The 22,914-nt window shown below is 34.5% G+C and carries 25 protein-coding genes, 1 tRNA gene and 1 pseudogene; 10 read left to right on the top strand and 17 right to left on the bottom strand.

Features of this window, described 5'->3' with window-relative positions:
- Positions 1–126 precede the first annotated feature (126 nt).
- The 3 genes from E0W73_RS17920 (at position 127) to E0W73_RS17905 (ending at position 2,609) form a co-directional block, all read left to right on the top strand.
- A complete protein-coding gene (locus tag E0W73_RS17920) occupies positions 127–558 on the top strand; it encodes a hypothetical protein (RefSeq protein ID WP_135223409.1) in 432 nt (143 codons plus the stop codon).
- A 628-nt stretch (positions 559–1,186) separates the two neighbouring features.
- Positions 1,187–1,969, top strand: a complete 783-nt coding sequence (locus E0W73_RS17910) for a sensor histidine kinase (RefSeq protein WP_135223407.1) — start codon at positions 1,187–1,189, stop codon at positions 1,967–1,969.
- The gene (locus tag E0W73_RS17905) at positions 1,959–2,609 is read left to right on the top strand and encodes a response regulator transcription factor (RefSeq protein WP_135223406.1); all 651 of its coding nucleotides are present in this window, start codon (positions 1,959–1,961) and stop codon (positions 2,607–2,609) included. The genes E0W73_RS17910 and E0W73_RS17905 overlap by 11 nt, the downstream gene beginning before the upstream one ends.
- Positions 2,610–2,625: 16 nt before the next feature.
- Here E0W73_RS17905 and E0W73_RS17900 read toward each other — a convergent pair whose 3' ends face one another.
- Together E0W73_RS17900 and E0W73_RS17895 are read right to left on the bottom strand one after the other, a co-directional pair.
- The gene (locus tag E0W73_RS17900) at positions 2,626–3,396 is read right to left on the bottom strand and encodes a hypothetical protein (RefSeq protein ID WP_135223405.1); all 771 of its coding nucleotides are present in this window, start codon (positions 3,394–3,396) and stop codon (positions 2,626–2,628) included.
- Positions 3,397–3,406: 10 nt separating this feature from the next.
- Positions 3,407–3,919, bottom strand: a complete 513-nt coding sequence (locus E0W73_RS17895) for an adenine phosphoribosyltransferase (RefSeq protein ID WP_135223404.1) — start codon at positions 3,917–3,919, stop codon at positions 3,407–3,409.
- 113 nt (positions 3,920–4,032) lie between these two features.
- On the opposite strand from E0W73_RS17895, the gene E0W73_RS17890 reads away from it, so the two are divergent.
- A tRNA-Arg gene (locus E0W73_RS17890) sits at positions 4,033–4,106 on the top strand.
- Positions 4,107–4,618: 512 nt separating this feature from the next.
- Here the strand turns inward: E0W73_RS17890 and E0W73_RS21740 are convergent.
- The 9 genes from E0W73_RS21740 to E0W73_RS17845 form a co-directional block, all read right to left on the bottom strand.
- Positions 4,619–4,831 (bottom strand): hypothetical protein, encoded by a 213-nt coding sequence (locus tag E0W73_RS21740; RefSeq protein WP_162847726.1) that lies wholly within the window; start codon positions 4,829–4,831, stop codon positions 4,619–4,621.
- Positions 4,832–4,859: 28 nt separating this feature from the next.
- Positions 4,860–5,795, bottom strand: a complete 936-nt coding sequence (locus tag E0W73_RS17880) for a sporulation-delaying protein SdpB family protein (protein ID WP_135223402.1) — start codon at positions 5,793–5,795, stop codon at positions 4,860–4,862.
- 4 nt (positions 5,796–5,799) lie between these two features.
- Positions 5,800–6,330 carry an SdpA family antimicrobial peptide system protein gene (locus E0W73_RS17875; protein WP_135223401.1) on the bottom strand — a complete coding sequence of 177 codons (531 nt, stop codon included), beginning with the start codon at positions 6,328–6,330 and terminating at the stop codon, positions 5,800–5,802.
- Positions 6,327–7,010, bottom strand: a complete 684-nt coding sequence (locus E0W73_RS17870; RefSeq protein WP_135223400.1) for a hypothetical protein — start codon at positions 7,008–7,010, stop codon at positions 6,327–6,329. The genes E0W73_RS17875 and E0W73_RS17870 overlap by 4 nt, the downstream gene beginning before the upstream one ends.
- A gap of 127 nt (positions 7,011–7,137) precedes the next feature.
- Positions 7,138–8,511, bottom strand: a complete 1,374-nt coding sequence (locus E0W73_RS17865; protein WP_244248509.1) for an alpha/beta hydrolase family protein — start codon at positions 8,509–8,511, stop codon at positions 7,138–7,140.
- A 196-nt stretch (positions 8,512–8,707) separates the two neighbouring features.
- On the bottom strand, positions 8,708–9,574 hold the full coding sequence (locus E0W73_RS17860; RefSeq protein WP_135223398.1) for a thiopeptide-type bacteriocin biosynthesis protein: 867 nt from the start codon (positions 9,572–9,574) through the stop codon (positions 8,708–8,710).
- Positions 9,574–11,787: a lantibiotic dehydratase family protein gene (locus E0W73_RS17855; protein ID WP_135223397.1), complete on the bottom strand. Its 2,214-nt coding sequence runs from the start codon at positions 11,785–11,787 to the stop codon at positions 9,574–9,576. The genes E0W73_RS17860 and E0W73_RS17855 overlap by 1 nt, the downstream gene beginning before the upstream one ends.
- Positions 11,788–11,839: 52 nt before the next feature.
- Positions 11,840–12,976 (bottom strand): quinone oxidoreductase family protein, encoded by a 1,137-nt coding sequence (locus E0W73_RS17850; protein WP_135223396.1) that lies wholly within the window; start codon positions 12,974–12,976, stop codon positions 11,840–11,842.
- Between the two features lie 90 nt (positions 12,977–13,066).
- Complete coding sequence (locus tag E0W73_RS17845; protein ID WP_135223395.1) at positions 13,067–13,246, bottom strand: class I lanthipeptide; 180 nt, start codon at positions 13,244–13,246, stop codon at positions 13,067–13,069.
- A gap of 1,594 nt (positions 13,247–14,840) precedes the next feature.
- On the opposite strand from E0W73_RS17845, the gene E0W73_RS17840 reads away from it, so the two are divergent.
- Genes E0W73_RS17840 through E0W73_RS17825 form a run of 4 tightly spaced genes read left to right on the top strand, consistent with a single transcriptional unit; the run spans position 14,841 to position 17,584 of the window.
- A complete protein-coding gene (locus tag E0W73_RS17840; protein ID WP_135223394.1) occupies positions 14,841–15,656 on the top strand; it encodes an oxidoreductase in 816 nt (271 codons plus the stop codon).
- Positions 15,657–15,680: 24 nt separating this feature from the next.
- Positions 15,681–16,121, top strand: coding sequence for a DUF2147 domain-containing protein (locus E0W73_RS17835; protein ID WP_135223393.1), 441 nt, complete (start codon positions 15,681–15,683; stop codon positions 16,119–16,121).
- Positions 16,118–16,627, top strand: a complete 510-nt coding sequence (locus tag E0W73_RS17830; RefSeq protein WP_135223392.1) for a hypothetical protein — start codon at positions 16,118–16,120, stop codon at positions 16,625–16,627. Before E0W73_RS17835 ends, E0W73_RS17830 begins: the two co-directional genes overlap by 4 nt.
- A gap of 48 nt (positions 16,628–16,675) precedes the next feature.
- Entirely contained in the window at positions 16,676–17,584 is a 909-nt protein-coding gene (locus tag E0W73_RS17825) for a helix-turn-helix domain-containing protein (RefSeq protein ID WP_135223391.1), read from the top strand.
- Between the two features lie 784 nt (positions 17,585–18,368).
- Here E0W73_RS17825 and E0W73_RS17820 read toward each other — a convergent pair.
- From E0W73_RS17820 to E0W73_RS21770, 3 genes and pseudogenes are all read right to left on the bottom strand, one after another.
- A pseudogene (locus E0W73_RS17820) lies at positions 18,369–18,512 on the bottom strand (transposase); the annotation flags it as partial.
- 11 nt (positions 18,513–18,523) lie between these two features.
- Positions 18,524–18,676 carry an outer membrane beta-barrel protein gene (locus tag E0W73_RS17815; protein WP_135223390.1) on the bottom strand — a complete coding sequence of 51 codons (153 nt, stop codon included), beginning with the start codon at positions 18,674–18,676 and terminating at the stop codon, positions 18,524–18,526.
- Positions 18,677–18,679: 3 nt separating this feature from the next.
- Positions 18,680–19,117, bottom strand: a complete 438-nt coding sequence (locus tag E0W73_RS21770) for a hypothetical protein (protein WP_244248508.1) — start codon at positions 19,115–19,117, stop codon at positions 18,680–18,682.
- Between the two features lie 36 nt (positions 19,118–19,153).
- Here E0W73_RS21770 and E0W73_RS17805 point away from each other — a divergent pair, with 36 nt between their 5' ends.
- Complete coding sequence (locus tag E0W73_RS17805) at positions 19,154–19,627, top strand: hypothetical protein (protein ID WP_244248507.1); 474 nt, start codon at positions 19,154–19,156, stop codon at positions 19,625–19,627.
- A gap of 4 nt (positions 19,628–19,631) precedes the next feature.
- Complete coding sequence (locus E0W73_RS17800) at positions 19,632–20,798, top strand: chromate transporter (RefSeq protein WP_135223389.1); 1,167 nt, start codon at positions 19,632–19,634, stop codon at positions 20,796–20,798.
- A 378-nt stretch (positions 20,799–21,176) separates the two neighbouring features.
- Here the strand turns inward: E0W73_RS17800 and E0W73_RS17795 are convergent, their stop codons facing one another.
- Genes E0W73_RS17795 through E0W73_RS17785 form a run of 3 tightly spaced genes read right to left on the bottom strand, consistent with a single transcriptional unit; the run spans position 21,177 to position 22,889 of the window.
- Positions 21,177–21,755 carry a DUF4833 domain-containing protein gene (locus E0W73_RS17795; RefSeq protein ID WP_135223388.1) on the bottom strand — a complete coding sequence of 193 codons (579 nt, stop codon included), beginning with the start codon at positions 21,753–21,755 and terminating at the stop codon, positions 21,177–21,179.
- Between the two features lie 16 nt (positions 21,756–21,771).
- Positions 21,772–22,203, bottom strand: coding sequence for a GtrA family protein (locus E0W73_RS17790; protein ID WP_135223387.1), 432 nt, complete (start codon positions 22,201–22,203; stop codon positions 21,772–21,774).
- Entirely contained in the window at positions 22,203–22,889 is a 687-nt protein-coding gene (locus tag E0W73_RS17785) for a CDP-alcohol phosphatidyltransferase family protein (RefSeq protein ID WP_135223386.1), read from the bottom strand. Before E0W73_RS17785 ends, E0W73_RS17790 begins: the two co-directional genes overlap by 1 nt.
- Positions 22,890–22,914 lie beyond the last annotated feature (25 nt).

Here is a 22,914-nt window from a genome sequence, read left to right as displayed (position 1 = left end):
CCCAAGCCAAAAAAGGGTATTTTTCCCCTTGTTGTTATTTTATGTTTCCAATAGTTTTGTCGCCACAATCAATCTAAAAAGGAACAGTCAACCAATTAAATTAACCCATAAACAAATTAATAAACCATGAAAAATCCTCCCTCAAAACCAAGTCAATTAATCACAAAAGAATTTGCAAAACAGCTAAATGTAAATTACAACAGTAAAAGAGCCTCTCTAGCTGCAAACAAAAAGCAAAAAGAAGATGCCAACGCAATTTGGTATTCTATAGAAGAATTGGAGAAATACATACACTATGTAAAAACCCAAGGAGCAGAAGAGGGATATGCGGTTGACGGAATCCGATTTTACTTTGGTGTTTATCCTGAAGATGAAAAACTTGGAGAAAAAGCCGGAATGACGACCTTATTTTTGGTTCCGACCGGTAAAAAAGTTGCAAAGAATGAAACAGCAAAGATTCAAAATTTTGTAGAAGTTGAGGAAACATCTGAAGACATACAAAGCCTTGAACCAATGAACTACGGAAATATCGGCAGACCGCCAAGCTTATTATATTAATAAAATTTATGTTCGAATTTTTAAGATCTTACATTATTTATATGGCTTTATTGTCAGGGGTAATCGGAGTACTTTCGTTACCGAAACTCCCTGGCAATAAAGCTAAATTTTTAGTAGTTCTAATCTGGTTTGCAGTGCTCATAGAAATAGTGGGGTACTATTTTACCTACTGGACTGGGTTACTCAATTATTATGTTTACAATTTTTATATGTTTGCAAGTTTTACTGCTTACATACTACTCATAAGATCTCTACTCACTAAGATCAACAACAGAATTGCTGCCGTACTTTTTTTAATCCTGTTTATGGTTTCGTTTGTTTTAAACCTTTTATATTTTAAGGAAGAAATAAATCAATCGTTTACTTACAGTTTTGCTATCGGAGTTTTGCTTGTAATGATTTTATCCTGCTTATATTTGGTAGAAATTTTTAATTCGGACAAAATTTTAAATTTTAAAAAATCAGTCTTTTTTTGGTACATCTTGGGAATTTTGGTTTTTCATGTTCCATTTCTTCCCTTTATGCTTGCAATTAACTGGTTTTTGATCAAACAAGATGAATCGATATTCAGTCTGGTGTTGTTTATTTTAAACTTTTTGATGCACGGCTGTTTTATAATTGGATTTGCATGGAGCGAAAAGAAATACAATTATTAGTTATTTCGTTAGGCATTGTTTTTTTTACATTACTGGTTATTCTGCTCATTATTTTCTTTTATTTTTTGAAGAAAAAGAATAGTTATTTGGTAGATAAGATGGAATCTGAACTCTATTTTCAATCTGAATTGATCAAAACACGGATTGAGATTAAAGACCAGACTCTTTCTGAAATCAGTAAGGAACTGCATGATAATATTGGCCAGATTATTTCTGTTGCCATTATGCAGCTCAATATTTCTATCAGCAGCGAAAATGTAGAAATAAACGAACTTAAGGACTTAAAGGCAGTTTTAGCAAAATCTCTGGACGAATTACGGATCCTTTCGCGAATAATAAATAAAGACAATTTGCTGCAGAACAATTTTCTTGAAGCCATTCAGCAGGATTTGGAACGAATTAAAAAGCTTAAAAAAATAAAGTACAATTTTAATCAGATCGGAGAAATACCTTGCATAAGCGAAGAACACGAGCTTATTATTTATCGTATTTTTCAGGAAGCGCTTCATAATAGCCTAAAACATTCAAGAAGCGATTCATTTGATGTTTTTATTGAAACGACATCAAAAGTTTTTAGATTAATCTTAAAAGATTTCGGAATCGGTTATGACCTCGAAAACTCAACTTCAGGTTTAGGACTCAATAATATGAAACTAAGGGCAAAGTTGATTGGAGCCAAACTTGTTTTGGCATCTGACCAGACCGGAACTAGCGTAACATTAGAATATCCTTTAATACAATGTGATGAAAACTAATTCAAAAAACAAAATCATAATCGTAGACGACCATCTGCTTTTTTCTCAGTCTCTTGAACTGCTGATTAAAAGCTTTGGCGATTACGAAGTTATAGAGCGTTTCGAAAACGGGAAAGTGTTTATTGATTACCTAGAAAACCATGATTCAGAGCTCATAGACCTTATTTTGCTTGATGTAAATATGCCGGTTCTCGATGGCTTGAGCACCATGAAATGGCTTAAGGACAACCGACCAGAATTAAAGGTTATTGCATTATCGGTAAATGATGATGAAGATATCATAATCAAAATGATTACCAATGGAGCAAAAGGATACCTGCTGAAAGACACCTCTCCAGAAATTTTTAGAGAAGCGATTGAATGCGTGATTGAGAAAGGTTTTTATTTTACTGAACTCGTTTCTGGAATGCTTATCAACAAAGTCAACAGCGATAATAAAAAAATCAGTCTGAAAGAGAAAGAAATTGTCTTCATCAAACACGCCTGTACTGAAATGACTTATAAAGAAATTGCCTCTGAAATGTGTCTAAGCCCAAAAACAATTGACGGTTACAGAGAATCACTTTTTGATAAACTCGAAATAAAAACGCGTATCGGATTGGTTTTATATGCCATAAAGCATAAAATTGTTTGTGTATAGCAAACAAAAAAGATTTTTATGGAAACTCTACTAACTTATCATTTCCCAAATCGTATTCATAAAGCTTTTTACTTTCCTTATCAACATATAACCATTGGATTATGCTGGTTCTATGTTCAAATTCGTTAGCCAATCCTAATACAGCATAAGATCTTCCGCCGAGTTCTCGATCTTCTATAGAATAACTCAGTTGCTCGTCTGGTAATTGGTTTTGAATGTGCAGTTTCACAAGTTCTTTTTTAGAATTTGCCAAATAATATTCAACTGTTCTGTACAAAAAATCTTTGTACCCATCAGACATATCCTCTTGAGTGGTATAAAATTTTATTGGTTTCTTATATTTCTTTTTAAATAGACTTAGATTTCCATCTTTAATTTTCTTTACATCTACAAGCCACTCAGAAAAATCCAGCCTTTCGCCATCTCCTGCAATAAATATGCTGTCAATTTTCCATTTTACTTCTAGTACATCACCTCGATTAAAGTCTATATCGTCACTGTTGGTATTTAGACCTACGATTTCATTTACTTTTTTTACATCAATAAAATAGTAATCAAAATCAGTATTATATTCAATAAATTGAACTGTATCAGTATACACTTTATTTAACTCTAGATCTTGATTTGGTCGTAAAATACTTTTGAATGTAGTATTTGAAAATTTACCAATACTATTTTCAGTAATTTTTTCTTTTGACGGAGTTTTAAGCGGTATTTTTTTAGCTTCTTCTTTTTTGTTACAAGAAGAAAATAAAACAAGTACTGTTAGAGCATAAAGTAATTTCATTTGCGAAAGGCTAATAAGTTATAGCAGCAAATATAGGATTATCCTTTATTTTTTCTCTTCCGTTTAGAAAAGAAAGCTCCATTAAAAAATTACACTGAACAATTTCGCCACCCAATTCGGTAACCAAATCACAAACCGCTTTTGCTGTACCACCAGTAGCCAAAACATCATCATGAATTAGTATACGATCTCCTTTTTGTATGGCATCTTTATGCATTTCTAAAGTATCAATCCCGTATTCTAATTCGTATGAAGCAGAAATTGTTTCGTATGGAAGTTTTTTAGGCTTTCGAACAGGAATAAATCCGGCGTTAAGTTCATTTGCTAACAACATTCCGAAAAAAAAGCCCCTTGATTCTGCTCCTACCACCTTATCAATTTGTTGTCCATTTAAGGAATCAACCAAAATTTTTAGGCACTCTGTTCTAGCCTGAGGATTATTTAATAGAGGCGTAATATCTTTAAACAAAATTCCTTCTTTTGGAAACCCCTGAATATCACGTATATAATTTTCTATCTTCATTTTTTTTTAATTTTCTGTTATTTTTTCCTTGTATATCTCACATTTATGCCTATCTTTGCACCCGCAAACAGCAATCAACAAAGCTACTAAAAATAGCCGAATTGAGAAAAATAGGCCTCGTGGCGCAACTGAATAGCGCATCTGATTACGGCTCAGAAGGTTACAGGTTTGAATCCTGTCGAGGTCACTCAGCCAGATGGCGCCAATTGAAGACAATTGGCGCCATTTTAGTTATGCCACTAAACAAGCTGACTTTTGAAGATTTTTCCTTTTATTTTCTTTCTTTGTAATAATAGCTAAATTGCTTCAGTGTATATATTTCTATAAAAAACAGCACAGATAGTTAATTTATCATTCGATAACTTAACAGGATTCGAACCACCTGAATAAAGAAAAATTATGACTTATAATTTCTATTTTTTCTAATTACTTTTCAATTTCAGAAAATGAATTCTCATTCTTAAATGGTTTATATTTCAAATTATTTAAATTTCCCGTTTTCCAATATGATTGTTGTTCCACTGAAACAAAAAATGGTTTGTTCCACTATTCTCTTATCTGATATTAAATAATTGTCGTTCTGTAAAGGCTATAGATTCATAGATAGATTTATCCACTGATATAACAAACCACAAAAAAACCTTAAAAATCACACGACTTAAAAGGCTTTATAAGGTTTACAATTCTTAACAAAGTAATCTACAATTTCTTTTCATACTCTCCAATCTTTTTTTCTATGTAAAAAAACATAACAACAAATTGGGCGATTAAAAAAATCCCGAAGATATTTTTGTTAAGGCTTCCATATACAAGTGAAACGATGAAAAAAAGTATGCCATTGAATAATGACATCCTAAATAAAACTATGGCAGCAAGTCTGTTAGAATACTGCCAGTTGGAAAGATTCTTCATGGATTTACTGCTTCTATAGCCGTAAAACCTATTTATTTTTTTTGGCTGAAAGAAATAATAAACCACTGAAATCAAAAGCAAGAGTAGGGAGATTAATATTTCTGAACTCATAATTAACGGTATTAGAAATTAATAATAATAAGGCAGAACACATTACAAATGAAAAGCTGATTATGCCCATAAAAAGTGCGATGAAAAAGTGAAAAAGAATACCTATGAAAACCATCTTTTTCTTTCTTCCGGCATCCATTGTAAAGATACTAAAAGCAATCAATAATTCAATGACGAGTACCGACCAGTTAAGCAGCGTTATAATTACCGGACTGCTGAGAAGGACTTCAATAAAAGGCTTGAAAAAATCAGTTACCCCAAACAATGGCTGGGTAAACCAATAATAAAGGGCAGTTCCATTTTTCCACTCTTCTATTTTGAATTTTCCAACCGAAGCGAAAAAGTAGATCACAAATATCTGAAAAGACATAAGATAAAAGGCGGCTGCAGCCGTTGCTTTGGCAAAAAAAGAATGCTTAGAGCTATCCTCTGACCAGTGCCATTTCCTTTTATCCAGCACGCAGATCGGTATTAAAAGCAGGGTCAATATTGCAGATACCTGATCCCCTCCATCCATGCAGGTTGATGTAATGCTGAAGCTATAGGCAATAAACCAATGCAGCACACATGTGAAACGCGGATAAATTCCCGAAGCCACCAGCAGGAGACCCGCTACGGCGAAGGCAATTCCGGTCTGAAAATCACTGAAGAAAGAAAAAAAATTAAATTCATAATGGGTGAACTTATGGAAAGTCTCATTCTGATAGCCCGTAAAAAAAAGCGTATACCTGCTGTTGGACAGCAGTGTCAGCATCAGTGATAATGCCATAATGGTCCTGCTAAGTCCTATCCAGTTTGACCACCAGTTTTTATTTACAAATGATTCAGCTGCGCTGAGTTGTTTTAAAATCATGCGTTTATTTTTTTATTTCAAGCAATACATAATCCATGGTCTGGCGGACATTCAACTTTGAAATGTGCCACTCATATGGAAGAGGCTTGCCTTTCTCAACTAAAAACACTCCGTAAACCATGGGAGGACTTATCTTTATAGAGAGTTTGGTAAGGGAGTCCTGAGGCACTTTGCGGGGGTCGCCCTTGAAAGAATACCAGTATTTGGCATTCACATTATTGAGTACACTTCCAATTTTATGATTGATGATTCTGTTGTCACGCTTAAACCCAAATAACTGTTCAGTACCAGAAGCTTTTAGCTGAAACTCCTCTCTGTTCTGTGAATAAAGATTAAAATAATCCTTTTTAACGTCTTTGGTGAAAAATGCCCAGCCTTGAGGGGCAAGGGCATTTAACGTATTTTTAAACGGCAGATCGTAACGCAGTGTTATCGGATTGGGCTTTACACTCAAAACCGTAAGATATAAGATTATGCAGAAGCATACTGCCGCCAGAAAATAGAAATAGGCTATTTTTAAAAAGCTTCTTTTCATTCCAGTCCGATAGGTCTCTCAAGTCCATCAATTCCTTCAGCTACCTGCAAGGCAATAGTTTCCTCTGTAATTGGAGGCAGTGGCTCCGAAAGTCCAAAAGTAACCTCAGAGATTGCCGCTACATAGAAAACAGCCACTGCAACCACTACTACACCTATAGCCAGAGCCCATACACCGCAAGCCTCTACCTGTACCTTTGCAGATAATGGGGCATTTTTTGCATTTTTCTGGTAATACTCTTTACTGATTTTTTCAACTGACAGGTTATAAACAGCTAATTTACTATCAATAAGCGGTTTTATATCCCCAGCGACCTTTTTTATGCTTGCAAGAATAATTTCAGGATCCTTTGAATAAATCTCCTTCTGGAATTTTTCAAAATATGCGGCATCTTTTCCTTTAAGGTAGGCAATAGCTTCCTGCTCCGCTTTCTTGTAATTTGCTTTCTGCTCTGCAGTAAGATCATTCATGTCAAATGCACTTTTCAGTGCCGGAACAGCCTCTGATAATTCTCCGTCAGCAAATATTAAGGACTTAAAAAGCTCTTCACCGCTGAGCTTGGCTGATGTCTGGTCGTTCACAGATGAAACCGTGTCACTGGAACAGCTGGCAAATAATAAATTCAGTGCCACTAGGATAATAGCCAGCGGACTGCTGGAAAATTTTCTGATTTTTTTCATTTTAATAATGTTTTTAGGTTATTATTTGTAATAGGAATTATCCTGCGAATATATAATAATATTCAAATAAAAAAAATAAAAAAATAAATAAAAACTTATAAAAAAAACAATTTAATTAGTATTTTTCTTAATTAACTTTCAGAATAATCCATTCAGAGACTGTTCTAAGAGCTAAAGGAGAAATTGTCTGTTCAATCTGAGAATATTCGCTCGGCAGTCCTGTTGAGCATTCCTGAAACATATGGTTTAAACCTGGCAGCTCCTTAACAGTACTATTTTTATTTCCTCCTTTACTCAGCGCTTTATTGATGGCAGCAAGATTCTCTTTTGGCACAACCTGCAGATCCTTTTCTCCGTTTAAAGCCAGCACGGGGCAGTTTACCTTCTCTAGTGCAGGCTCAGGATTATATCTTATAAAACTGGTCATCCAAGGGTTCAGAATTCTTGCAACCTGACCTTCAACATAATCCTTCTGGGAAATTCCTTCAGGTTTAGCAGGATCATTTTGGGAAATTTCGGTTATGTATCGGATCATATTAGCTTTTAATTCTGCAGGATCACTATATTTTTTTACAATCTCAAAAGCCTTTTCATTCTCTGACTTTGATTTCTGAATCTCCGCCTCACTTTTTCCTAAAGCCTTCCCTATATACACCTGCTGGGTCAAAAGGAGCTGATCTCCAGATATTGCAGGACCAGCCATTAGTACAATAAATGCTGTTTTTTTTGATTTGTTTGCCACTATCGGCGCAATAAGACCTCCTTCGCTGTGTCCTATAAGCCCTATCTTGTTTTTATTGACTTCTTTTCTGGTTTTCAGATACTCAACTGCTGACAAGGCATCTTGTGCAAAATCAGCAGTAACCGCTGTTTTGAATACTCCGCCTGATTTAGCAGTTCCGCGGTCATCATAACGAAGTACGCCTATCCCTCTTCTAACCAGATAGTCAGAAAGCACCAGAAAAGGTTTGTGTCCCATAAGTTCTTCATCTCTGTTCTGAGGCCCGCTTCCGCTTATAAGAATTGCAACAGGAAACATACCTTCTTTTTTTGGAAGAGAGAGCGTACCCGACAGCTCGATGCCTTCTTTTACATTTTTAAAAACAACTTCTTCCGTATAATAAGGATAGGGCTCTGAAGGCTCCTGCGGTCTTTTTCTTTCCTCAGGCTTCTGCGCCTGAGTACGGTACAGATCTACGTTAAATTTCTGACCTCCCTGCTTGAACTCTCCTGTGATATGATCATTTTTAAGTTCTCCCTTGTAGCTAATTCCCATCGCAGGGGCTTCAATTAAAAGCGAGGGATTAGTAAATGTAACATTTCCAGCAGGCAGCCCGTAAGCTCCCTGGTCGGGGCTGTCCATAACTGCAGTATATCCTGTTTCTGTCTTTGAGATATGAAATACCAGCCTCAGTGAAGCAGACTGCACTTTAAGGGTTCCTGCCCAGCTTCCGTTGATCTGCTGAGCACTGGCTGCAAAAGTTATAAAGCTCAGCAGCATTAATATTTTTTTTTTCATTTACGATTTGGGTTATAAAATTCTTGTATTAGTTGTAAAAATCAAATATAGTATTTTTCTTAAATTAAAAATTAAATTATGTCAGCGTAATATAAAGATTTTTCCCACGTCCTTTTAATAATCATTAAATCATACAATTCTATCTTTTATAAAATCTAAGACGGCTTTCATTTTGATTTCAGAGATTGATTTGATGCTTTGTTCTTCCAACTTCAGATCTGTAATGTTTCCATAAAAAATGATATAAAACAAATTCGTGTTTTCGCTGACTGCTCCTAAATAATCTGTTGCAGGACATATGAATATAACTGACAAGGATTTTAATTAATTCATCCCTGCCAAGTCTTAATTTTAAATTCAAAATATCCGGCGAAATATGAAGTGATTTCAATCTCATGTGAGATTGAAAATCTTTATTTTCACCACGTAATATTCTTTCAATTTTTTCTCTTTCCGCTCGGAATCTAGCATCTAACTGATCTTTTAGCCTCTTATCTAAATGAAACTCTCTACTGAATGATTCATTAAGTGACTCAACGATTTTAAGCTTTTCATTAATGTTGAATCCAAAATCTTTTATTAAACAATCAATCATATAGATTCCATAAAGCCACCTGTAATTCTCTTCAAAATTCTGCTTTTGCATAAGAGCTAGAAAATCTAAAATAGCAATGCTGTCACGGTAAAATATGTTTTCTGAAAAAATAATGCATTCATCAAAATAACGTTCAAGTTCGCGATCATATGTATCAACCTGAATCTTTGAAACGAAGTTTTTTTCCATACTTTCTTTAAAAGTATCGTTAAAAAGCATGATCAAATGAATAATTTTTTCTTTGTCGGTCAGATGAAATCTCACTCTTAAATGGTATCCGTTCTCATTATAACGAATAAAAAAAAACTTATCAACAATTCCAGATTCCAGCAGTTTCTCAGCCAACCCTTTAATTAAATCTACTAGAATAAAATCAGACGTAAATTCACCCAGATAAATTTTATAATAAATCCATTGGTCCCCTAAAAAAAACTTTCTCTGAATTTCCATTAGTCGATTTTAAAAAGTGAGAATATAAATTCATTGGTATGCATGCCTGTATCTGATTTAACTATAGACTTGAATTCATTATATAAAAACTCTTCGATTATAAAACTATCTCTGTTTTTTAATACCTTAAGAAACAATTCAATATATAATATATTATTAAAATTTATGTACAATTTATTATCCAACTCTTTGATGATTACTTCTTCATTAATATGGTACCTGGCTCTCCATTTATGAATTTCAGATATCAACGTTTCATTCTCCAAATTATAAAGATGCGCTATATGGCATTTTTTGAAGTTCCAAAATGCTTTCGATATAATAATATTTTTATACTGCACACGCGGCAGAAAAATAAAATTTTCAGAAACTGGCCCCCAAGAAAACCCCATGGAAGTTCTTCCGCTTTGATTTTGAATATCACATAAAAATCGGTAAGCTGAAACCATAGAAGGATTATTATAATTATGTGCAGATGTCAATATTGGAATAATATACTTCTTTAGTTTTTTTGAATATAAATAAATAGTATCGTTTCTAAGGGAAACCCAAATATCTTTTATAAATATCTGGTTTTCAACCGGCAGATTTGATTTGGCCAGATATGGGATTTCGTATTTTCTTAATTGCGGCCGCAGTAAAATATTGCCAACTCGAGATTCGGGTAAATGGCTAATTTCCGCAAGTATAAAATTTCCATCAATTAATTTGTTTTCAGCTTTAATAATCTCATCTGATACAAAATTTGATATTTCATTATTTGAGTTGCAAAATCGGGCCAATAAATTGGCTGCGGAACTTCCTCCGCAATTTGTGATAGCATATATGTTTTGAGAATCATCTTTTGCATAAATCTCTACTAAAGAAGACATGGTTGGCGGAAGATCTTCCCAGTTCAATTCGAAATTCTCCAAGTCCTTATCCGATAAATTAATTACTTTATAATTACAATAAGACGCCTCAGATAATTTATTCAAAAAAAAATCATGCACGTATTGTGATTTAACCGGCCTTTTCTGGGATATCACAGGAAAATAAAGACCTTCCAGCAGAGGAGAATCAGTCTTTGTCGAAGTATTACAGTAGCCAATACCTTTATCTATGTCCAAAACTTCAGACAAGACCACTTCTTGATCCTGATACCGGTCATAGAATTCCTTTTTGAAAGTTTGTAAGTTTGCATTTGACTGTTTTACTGTTAATCTGTTCAATACTTCTATTCCTTTAAAAACTTCCTTCTGAGCTTTAGAACACAGCGCTCTTTGCTCTAAAATTGTATTAAGGTTAGCTTGAAATAGATTTTTTTTATCAAATGCTATATGCAGGCCGTTCAAAATCTCTTGTACTCTTAGATAATGTTTAACATTACAAAATTTATCTGAAAATGTACTGTTTAAATCCTCTAATATGCTGTTTATTTCGCTTAAACTTTGATACAGATCTTTTAATTCGATGATGCCATTGATCTTCTCCAATATAAATTTGAGCGGTTCGTTTCCAGTTGTATAAGGCTCCAATTCACTCACTAGGAGTTGTGAATCAATAAGATCATTAATGTATTTGCAAGCTTCCTTCTTTTCTATATCTTGCGATACAAGCAACTTCACCAATTCATTAAATTTCAAACCTCCCTCATTTTTTGTAAAAATTAGATCCAGAAAAAAACTATTTGTTACCGAATTCAGCATATGGTTTCTCCTGCCCTTTCTGTATATATATTCTATATAAGTTAATCCATCTTGATATGCGCCTGAATTAATAGTGGTATTTGTATAATAGGTAAAATATTTTCTGATCTTTTTATTCTGATTGATTAGCTGGAAAATGGAAAAAATTACATTCATATCCAATTGGACATGCTTTTTATAATTTTTAAGTTTTCCAAGCTTTGGGGTACTTTCTTCACTCCCAAAATTTCCAACAGATGTTCCAGCAAATAGTCCAAATGGAGTACATCTTGTACTCATGCGTGAAAAATATTTTAAAATAGCAAACAGGCTTTCTTTACTTAGTTTTCGGTTCAATTCAATTTGTTTATTTGCTTCATTTAACAGATCACTGGAAGCAAAATAAATCGATTCCTTAATTATTTCATCCTCAAGAAGCGACACTAAATCTTCTTCTTTTAATGCTGCAAAAAAAACTGAATTATACCTTAGAAGAGGTGTCCTCAAAACAAATTTATCAAGTAAATGATACTTATTCTTTTTCATGAGTTTGAGATAGAAAATATTTTTTTTTTATTACTGGTTTCAAGATAAAATCTTACGGTCTTTTATCATATAAATAGACAACTTTGCCCAATCTATCATTAAAATTATAACTCAAATCAAAAAACTCCTTTTCTTCGCCTTCAAAAAAAACTTTGTCAATTAGGATTGAAAATTTACCTGCAAGGAAATGTTCGAGAGCTAAGTCAAAATCTTCTTTGATTCCTAAACAGTTCCCAATAATAGAGATATTTCTAACCATAGCTAATTTCATTATATCCTCTAAAGAATCCCTCGTAAAAAAATTACTATCCAAAAATTCTGGAAACTGATTATAAAAACCACAAGTGACATACTTGCCGTCATAATTAATTAATTTCATAACTCTGCCAAGGTGAATATCGAACAAAGGATCAATAACTGCATCAAAAAGTCCATTCTTACTGACAAAGTCAGAAATTTCATCACCCTCAAGATAACTATCAGCATCATGATCTACTACAAAAACTCTTTTTACGCCATAATCATAAAGTATTTCATTATTCCTAAAATTTGATGTCATCGCATATACTTCTACAGGAAAATTTCTTAAAGCATTAATGATAGCCAAAGATGTATTTGATTTAGCCGCTGTAACTAAAACTTTTATATTTGGGATAACTACTTTTCGAATCATAGAGTACGTGGTGAACGCCGCTATCACAAAAGCCGAAGCAATATCATCTGTTAAGGCATCAGGAATTTTAATAAGCTTATTTTCGCTAAAGTCATCAATTTTTCTTGATGCATGGTTCGTTGGCAGCCCGCCAATATACCCCTTGGTATAAGATGGATATGCTGCATTTGCTACAACGCGATCTCCAATCTTAAGCGTTTTAACATTTTTACCAACAGCTATAACCTCCCCTACAAATTCAGAGCCGATATATGAAAAAGCAGTCTCTCCTTTTTCTCTGAGTGTGTTAATCTGCTCGTTATACTTAAGTATTAATGATTTATCTCTATAATTACATGAAATTCCTCTTTTCTTAATTAGAACCCTATTATCTGGATCAGAAGATTCCGCTAAAGAAAGATCCTCTTCTTCAACCAGACCTACATTAATGTTTTCACTCTCAAGTTTAAAATTACCTGAAAATTTGATACTTGAAGGGCCGTCAATATTGTTTCCTATAAGAGAGACACTTTTCATAAATTTTTTTTAAAATATTTCTTTAATTAAGGAACTCTTTGAATAAATCGCTGAGTTCCTAAAAAAATCACATAAGCAGATTTACTCTGTCTACATACTAACTGTGCATAAAAGGCTGCCTCCCGTATCAGTTAAATCAACCGTGACAGTTATCTGTGGCTGATCCTGCTGTTTACCACCCTTAATCATTTCCATTTGATCCGCGCTTAAATTTGTAATCAACTTTTTATCAAGTTTTAAAGTTTTTTTATTTTGCTTAATTTTTTTCATAATTATATAGTGTTAAAAAATAATTAATGTAAAAAAAGCATTTCCTGATAATTCTAGAGGGAGTGCTTGGACCTCAGTGATAAATCAGCTTCTTTTACTGGTGTTTGCACAATTGTCAAAAAATCTTAAGTTGGTGCAAATCTCTTTCCTTTTTTCATAATTATAATTTTATTTGATTATATGTACTCAAATTGCTGCAAGTCTTTACTATTGTAAATTGTATCCTAAATGGGACTATCGCAGTTGTGATTTTTTTCAAAATCCATATAAAAAATAAATTCTAGATTTTATTATTTAGAAAAAATGTAAGAACAAACTTAAACATTATCTCTTTTAAATCTTTACGGCTTTCCGCATTTATAATATTTTTCTTTAAAATATTATAAAAAAAAAGAAAGAAATATCAGCCTTTATTGAGCTTTACAAAACAAAAAATTAAATAATTTAACATTTCATAACTCTGTTTACGAATAAAATATCAAATTAATAATCGTTGCTCCGATTTTAGACAAAAGCGTTTACGCTAGCTTAATTAAATCTTGAGGATGTACCAATGATTTTAATGTAAAAAGCTAAATCTGCCCTCACAATCTTCTGTTTTTAAATCCATCTTTATCCTTTGATAACTTAACAGGATTCAAACACCAGAAATAGACAGAAACTGACTCTCTAACACTCTGATTTTTTTTTCAATTTGCTTTTTAATGTTAGATAAAAACGGGACCGATTTTACAATTAAAAATTGTCTTTTTAACTTTTCAGCCCCGATAGCAGTGGAAATCCTTTTGTGCCGGGGTTGGGCACAAAAGATTAGAACGTATAGCGGGAAAAGCTCCTAAAACTCATTAATATGAAACCCCAGAAATCAATTCATAGAGCCAAAGAAAGACAACTGTACATTAAAATATAATAATCTTTTTAAATCCCCCATAATATTTGTAGAATTGTATATTAGTTTACTGCCATAAACCTATTTAATTTTTATAATTTTTGCGTCAATCCCCAACAGGACATTTAAATCAAATTTACAAAGCCCATGAAAGACAGACACTACATATAGAAAGCCAATTTCTTTAAATCATCCAAAAATGATGTTGTAATTTGTCCCGTTGATCACTTAAGGAGACAACTAAGCAAATATTTGCTTCTTTTTTTTACACAAACGTGTAGATTTTTCAAGCCTTTACAGCCCAATATTTGCGGTTCGATTTTTTCACAGGAAATTCTTGGCCTGTTTGGAATAAACAGGCTTAAAGTGGCGCTATTAGAGATTTAATCGAAGCTGAACGATGGTTCGAAATCCCGTTATAGCAGGATTTTTTTCTCTTTTTAGCTTATCTCAATTTTGTTAATACTAGCAATTCCCAAATTAATTATAGCGCCCTTATCTCAATTCCATCAATTCTATATCTTTTACCAGCAGCCCTCCCAAAACAATTTTGCAGGCCAAAATCAAAGTATAGAAATACAAAATGCAAATGTTGAATATTCTTAAGCTTTTATATTAGAAAAGTTTACAACTATCATGGATTGTATTAATTCTAACTTCTATTATCATTCTAATTTTGCCTTATAATTTTAAACGGAATAAGAAATGAAAAAAATAATCTTAATTACAGGCGCGAGTTCAGGTATGGGTAAAGAAACTGCGAAAGCACTTATCAGACAAGGCCATACAGTTTACACAGCCGCAAGACGGATTAACCAGATGCAGGATTTAAAAGCATTGGGAGGATATCCAATTCAAATGGATGTTACAAATGAATCTGAAATAGAAACTGCTGTGAATGCAATTATTCAAAAAGAGGGAAAAATTGATGTCTTATGGAATAACGCCGGTTTCGGTTTGTATGGATCAGTTGAAGATGTTTCCTTGGATGAAGCCAGAAGACAATTCGAAGTAAATGTTTTTGGAATTGCGGCAGTAACCCAAAAAGTGGTGCCGCATATGCGTAAAGCAAATTCAGGGACAATCATCAATACCTCTTCAATGGGAGGAAAAATGTACTTTCCTATGGGAGCATGGTATCACGCTTCCAAACACGCAGTTGAAGGGCTAAGTGACTGTCTGCGATTAGAACTGAAAGCATTCAACATCAAGGTTGTGGTTTTGGAACCTGGCTTTATTGCAACTGAATTTGGTTCTATTTTGCTGGACAACTTCTCAAAAATCTCCCCAAAAAGCGCTTATAAAAACCTGATGGAAAAAATCGTTGAAGGAACCAAAAAGTCGGCAGAAGGAAATGGCTCTTCCAATCCATCCATTATTTCTGATACTGTCCTTAAAATTGTAAACAGCAATAATCCAAAAACACGTTACAGGGTTGGAAAATTTGCAAAACCAATGGTCTGGATGAGGACATATCTGGGAGATAAGCTGTTTGATAAAATTGTAATGAGCCAAATGTAAAACCTATGCATAAAAATAAAAACGATGAAGACAGCTAAAATTTTGTTTTTGATTTTATTGCTGATGGCCTCTAAAATACAGGCTCAAGTTAATGAGAAATCGATAGTCGGCGTGTGGGAATCTGATAAAAAGGATGTGCGAATGGAATTTTTTAAAGATGGAACTAGTTATTCGGCCAAACTTTTATGGGGAAATCTTGTGGTTGAAAAAGATGGCATAACTTCTAAAAAAGACAGCAAAAACCCAGATGCAAGATTAAGGACTAGAAACATTCTTGGCATTATCAGCTTAACAGGCTTGGAATGGAACGGTAAAGAGTACACTAATGGAAAAATTTATGATCCACCAAGCGGTGACACCTATACCTGCAAGGCATGGATGGAAGACGGAAAACTTCACTTAAGAGGTTATTTAGGAATATCATTATTAGGAAAAACAGTAACCTGGCATAGATACAAATCATGAATTTTTACAATCATACCCTAAATTGGATAACAGGCGAATTATTTGAAGCCTATTTTATCACTAACTTTGGCATTATCACGATCATTGGTGGCATTTTATTTGGAAAATTCGGTTCTACCTTAAATGCCAAAGCATTAGTTATTCCTTTAATTGTGGTGGGAATAATTTATGCTGCAATTGGACTCTCGATGATTGTATCAAACAATAACCGATTAACATCCTATAAACAGGATTTTGAAAAAGACCATCATGCTTTTGTAAAAGCCGAAAAAAAACGCGTTGAGGATTTTCAGATCGAATATTTGATATCAAAGATTGTGGCCGCTGTTTTTTTTCCTAGTACGCTGCTGCTCTTTTGGTTCTCTAAAAGTCCAGCTCTTCACGGATTAGGCCTTGGACTTGCCCTTTTTGCCTTAGCCGGATTAATGGTTGATTATTTTTCGCAGGAGAGAGCCAATGCATATTACGAAATGATAGCAATAGAATTAAGCAATGCAAAAATTTAAAACTAAAGAGTTAAAGTAAATTAATAATTTGTTTTTGATCAAGAGAATATGAAACCGATAATCAATCTAAAAAGCATTTCCGACATAAATAAGTTTGTGCAGCAGGGCAATATCAATCATCCGCTGGTCGCTGTTATCGATTTTAGCAAAGTAGACGAATATGTCGAAGAAGGCACACGCATCTGCTGTGATTTTTATTCGATAATGTTTAAAAATTATTGTGCAAACGGACTCCGATACGGCAAGCAGACATATGATTTTCAGGAAGGAAGCCTAATATGCATTGCGCCTAAACAGACAATGACGATGGATAATGAAATTGAAAAAAGAGACGACATGATGGGCTGGGGACTTTTTTTTCATCCAGATCTTATCCGCAATACTTCCTTGGGATTAAAAATGAAAGAATACACGTTTTTCTCTTACGAAACATCCGAAGCCTTACACCTTTCCGAAAAAGAAAAACAAATATTGCATGACTGTGTTGTAAAGATTCAAAACGAACTTCAGGAAAACATTGACAATCATAGCCAAACTTTAATTGTATCCAATATCGAATTGCTTTTAAATTACTGTACGCGTTACTATGGCCGACAGTTTATTACCAGAAAAAATTCGAATCGGGATATTGTCGCTAAAGTGGAAAACCTTGTTAAAGAATATTTTGCTAAAAGTGATCTAAAAAAGAACGGTCTTCCAACAGTAAAAGATCTTGCATATGCACTTCACTTGTCTCCAAATTACTTAACGGATTTGCTAAAAAAAGAAACTGGAATGAATGCCCAAGATCATATTCATTATTTTCTCATGGAAGAAGCCAAAAGCATTTTAATGAATACAGATTCTTCTGTTGCAGAAATTGCCTATTCTCTTGGTTTTGAATACCCTCAGTATTTTAGCAAACTATTTAAAAGTAAGACAGGAAAGACTCCTAAGGAGTATAGAAACTTAAATTGATATTTAATTCACTTGAAAACAAGCCCCTTTCTTTAAATCATTCATAAAATGGTTTGTAAATTGTTCAGTGAGTTCACAAAGCCAGATGGCGCCAATTGAAGACAATTGGCGCCATTTTTTTTACTACTCCTACTAAATTACGATAACTTTGAATTATTCTTTTTTAATTTTCTTTCTTTAAAATAATGCTTTCATAAGAAACCTAATGAGATGATTCGAAGTAATTTGTGCAAGTGGCTCTTGCACAAATTCATTTTCTGACTATGCGAGGGGACTAATTGAGAACAAGAGATGATAATTCACGAATAATAGTTTGAAGCATTGTCAAAAAGTACACAAGGACACTTCTTCTGACTGCAATGATTGGTAAATCATAAAATATTGTAGAATTGTATATTAGTTTACTGCCATAAGACAATTTATTTTTATAATTTTTGCATCAATCCCCAACAGGACATCTAAACCAAATTTACATAGCCAATGGAAGACAGACACTACATATAGAAAGCCAATTGCTTCAAATCATCCAAAAATGATGTTGTAATTTGTCCTGTCCCCGTCACTACCAAAAAAACGTTAAAACTTAGGTTTTAGCGTTTTTTTTATGCTTTTCATACAGTTTTAATACTCTTTATGGAGGATCAGGGGATCAATACAAAATGGATCAATACAAAATGTTGTGGAGTTGGAAAAAATTAAGTAGAATCTGCAAAAGTCTATATAGAAATATAAGTCTTTGTAAATCGATAAACGATTGAATTGGATCAGGTGCAAAAGTTGGGGATTACGCAAAAAGATTTGATAATCTGAACAAGAAGAAGTCTATATTTCTTACTCCCCTGAATTGACTTCTAAATGCCTTTATTTTTGCATTAAAAGATTCTGCAGAAGCATTTGTGCTTCTATTGTCAAAATAGTTCAGGATTGATTGGTAATTAATTAATATGACGAAGTTTGAGTTTCGCTTTTTCTGATTTGAGAATCAAAAAGGTTGTTTACATTTAAAGTCACAGACATTTTTTCTTGAAGAAAATCTTTGCTCAAACCTAAATTCACGCTGTACTGTAGTTCTGTAAGTGAAGTATTCAGCAAGTTTTAAAAGACGGCAAAAAGGCTAAAACATCCGCTTGGGGCAAGGAATTGAAAAACATAATCCAAGACCAGATCGAGGTGCAGTTTACTTTCGACCTGAAAAAAATTTCTGCTGAACTGGACCTGAGTCCTTCCTATATTTCGCAGGAATTCTCCAAATACTTCGAGGATCTTAATTTTGGCGAATATGTCAGAAAGCAGCGGATTTAAAAAGCAATCAGCTTCATTGAGAATACAGAATACACCCTTACTGAAATCGCCTGCAGGACCGGATTTTCCGAACAGAGCCATTTCACCAGAATTTTCAAGGCCCACACAGGCAAAAATCCATCTGCCAACCGAAAAAAAATCCAAAAAAAGTAAGCAATATACAAAATGTAAAATACGTTCTATTGCGTCTGCTCCAGTACAGCTAATTTTGTTTTTATAACCTAAAAGCAAAAGCCAATGTCGTCAAAAAAATTGCATCTCATTTTCATGGTGCCATTATCAGCCGCCTCATTTTCACAAAACAGCTTCCATAAGATAACGGCCTACGTCGGGATCCTGCATCCTATCGTGACCATAAATAGGGACGAAACAATGGTCAATTTCAGGGATTATTATGCAGTAGGGTTTCCAGTGGGAATAAACTTATGGAAAAGTAAAAAAATCGGATTTTCTTTTGAGGTTGTGCCCAATATTAAAGACGATCAGGGAAGCAGAAAGGTAACCAATCTGCTGTTTCATCCCGGAATTCTGGCAGCCTTGGGAAAAGGATACATCTTTGCCGGAAGAGCCGCTTTAGAGTCTTCGGGAAGATATGGTTTTACCCCCGTTCTGAGCAAGACTGTGCTTAAAAGTGCAAACTGCAGTTATTTTTTTCACCGCCCTTGCCCGTCCGCTTTGGCAATGACCACCCTTCTTCATTTACTGTCTGATTCCAAGCCTGAATCGTTTTTTAAATACTGAGATCATGAACCAAAAACCAAAATACTCATTAAAAGAAATCACACAATACTTTTTAAAACTAGGCACATTAGGCTTTGGAGGCCCCGTTGCCCTAGTCGGCTATATGCATAGAGATCTGGTGGAAGACAGGAAATGGATTTCCGAAGAAGAGTACAGAGAAGGCTTGGCACTTGCGCAGCTGGCTCCCGGTCCTCTGGCTGCGCAGCTGGGCATATATATCGGCTATGTTCACTACAGCTTTCTTGGTGCCACTCTGGCCGGATTCGCTTTTGTGCTGCCTTCTTTTCTGATGGTGCTGACACTTGGCATTGTCTACCAGCTCTACGGCGGACTGCTTTGGATCCAGTCGGTTTTTTATGGCGTAGGTGCAGGCGTTATCGGAATAATCACCCTGAGCGCATACAGGCTTACCGTTAAATCAATTGGAAAATTCAGTCTGGAATCCTTGAAGGAAAAATGGCTACTCTGGCTGTTCTTTATCATTTTATTAGCAGTTACCTATATAACCGAACGCGAGCAGATTCTGGTATTCATTGCTGCCGGTCTGATCTATATGCTGATCAAAGCACGCCCTTTGGCTAAAATTTCAAAAACAGCCAACATCTCCATTGTATTCTTGTCCGGAATATGGGATTTTGAAAGCGGAACACTTTTAAAGATTTTTATTTTCTTCGCCAAAGCTGGTGCCTTTGTATTTGGAAGCGGACTGGCCATCGTTCCCTTTCTGCACTCGGGAGTAGTGGTTGAAAACAAATGGCTGACCGAGCAGCAGTTTCTGGATTCGGTGGCTGTTGCAATGATTACACCCGGCCCTGTTGTGATAACAGTAGGTTTTATAGGATACCTTGTAGATGGCATTGCGGGTGCTATTGCCGCAGCAACGGCAACCTTCCTTCCCTGCTATCTGTTCACCATTGCGCTTGCTCCATTCTTTAAAAGAATAGTCCATAACAAAAGCGTAAAGGCCTTTGTGGAAGGCATCACGGCAGCCGTTGTTGGCGCTCTGGTGGGATCGGTAATCGTAATTGCGAAAAGAAGCATCATAGATTTTCCGACTGCTTTGATTGCTTTTTGCGCAATTCTTCTTTTACTGTATATCAAGAAAATTCAGGAGCCGGTCATCATTGCAATAGCAGCTGTAGCGGGACTAATGATAAAATTTATCTTTTAGTAAAATGAATTAAGATAAAATTCATTAGAACGCCGTCCCTGTCTAAACAACGTCTGAATATAATAAAAGCTAGTTTTTACCGCTTATATCCGCTTGACTACCTAGCACCTTTTCGCAAAAACTTAAACAATAAGAACAGCAGATACAGCATGGAAATGCCAGATGCCAGAACAATTGTCTGCCAAATAAATAATCCTATCGAGCGCAATTGTATTGTTTTCTGCATCGTCAATACTTGTCTGTCGGTTATCAATGAATCTATTCTTTATAAAAAAATTTCTAGTTTCCAGCAACATTAAATCTTGAGATGCGTAAAATCAGAGCGGCAATTCAAAGCCTAAATATTTAAAGAAAGATTAGCCAAGCTGCAGAGGCGTATTATTTTAACAGCAATCTTTCCGTAATTCTTTTATTTGAAGAAGCGTCAATTCCAGTTACTTCGGCATACTTTACGTTGGGCAACCAAAAAGAACCTCCTTCGATGCGCACAAATATTTTTTCTATTTGTATTTTTTTCTGATTTACATTTACAAAAGCATGGTATTTTTGATCAAAATCCATCTTTTTCAAGGTTAAAGGCAGCTTTTTATACGAGACAAACTGAAGCTCAAATTCATCATTATTTACTGTTTTACTTTCTAATCCGTAAGCAAATTTGCGTTGCATATAAGTAAAATCTTTTTTTTCTCCTTTCTCAGCATACCGAATCCAATAAGCTTTTATAGGATTGCTTTTGTTTATTTCTCCATTTTCCTGATAGTTTATGGCATAAACTGCAGTATTTGTATTTGGGTCGCGCTGTATGTAAAACACCATATCATCTATATTTTTGGGCGTAGGGAATTGCAATGGCGACGGATTATCGCTCTGTGCCGACACATCCACAGAAATTATGCCTGCTAAAATCGTTATAACGATCAGTGACTTTTTATAATATCCAAATAATAATTTGTTCATAACGAAATTCAATATATTAATCTGATTCGAGTACAGGCTGTTTTCCGTTTATCCTAAAAACCCAATATTTGATCAGTGGATAATTAAAGCCATACGAAACAAAAAGATCCGTGATGACTCTTCCAATTCTATAATCAATCTGAAAAGCATTCTGCAAAATAAGCGTACCAAATGATTTTAAGGAAATGCTTCCCAATACCACCAGTCCAAATTTTAAAAGCTGGCTATTGATGTGACTGCTGTAGCCGGATTTATTCTTAAATACCCAAAATCTATTGATACTGAAATTAATAATAGCGCCAACGGTCCCAGAGATTAAAATGGAAAAGGCAAAATGCAGTTTAAATGCCTCTGTCAATAAAATCATTAAGCCATAATCCGTAATGCCACCTAAAAATGCCGCAACTTGGGCCTTTAGAAAGGTCAAAATGGCTTTTTTCGTAAACATCAGTTTTGGTTTTTATCTTTTAAATCGCCCAGCTTTAAAAGCTTTACGCTGTCTATAATATTAATTATGAGCAAAACAAGAGTGATTAAGCCAGCCAGATAGGCAATTGATCCACGGAATAAAACTTCTACAATTAAAATGAAAGCAATTATGAATCGGAGTTCTGTAGGACCTACAAAACCGGAATCTATACTGTATTCATTCGTAATTTTATAACGAAGCTGGCTGATAATGATCGACCAGCCATACAATGCAACAAAAGCAAAAGCTATAATCTGTGTGCTATTTTCAGCATAAATATAGTAGCCAAAACCTATCAATACAATACCAATCCAGTCGGCAATAATATCGAGAGCAAAACCATACCAGCGACGGGGAATATTTCTATAATAAGCCAGTCTTCCGTCCAAAGAATCGCCAAACCAATTTACGGCCAACCCTATAATCGCCAATAAGAGATACCAATCGGCCGCATAAGCGCCTAAAACAAAAGCCAGGAAAACGAATCCCGAGCCAAGTGTTCCTATTAGCGTGAGCAGGTTTGGCGAAACGAATCCAGGCACATTTGGAAGTAAAAATACAATCGCTGACTGTTCTGCTTCTTTTAAAATATTAGTTCGTTTACGGTCTGAAAATGCTCTTTGTACGATGGCATTATTTCCTTCAACTTGTTTTTCTGTTTCCATAATAACCAACATAAATAAGCCTTAT

It is taken from the genome of Flavobacterium foetidum, from assembly GCF_004634245.1.
Taxonomy (GTDB): Bacteria; Bacteroidota; Bacteroidia; order Flavobacteriales; family Flavobacteriaceae; genus Flavobacterium; species Flavobacterium foetidum.
The sequence above is the reverse complement of the archived record's forward strand: the minus strand, read 5'-3'. Positions and strand labels throughout refer to the sequence as shown.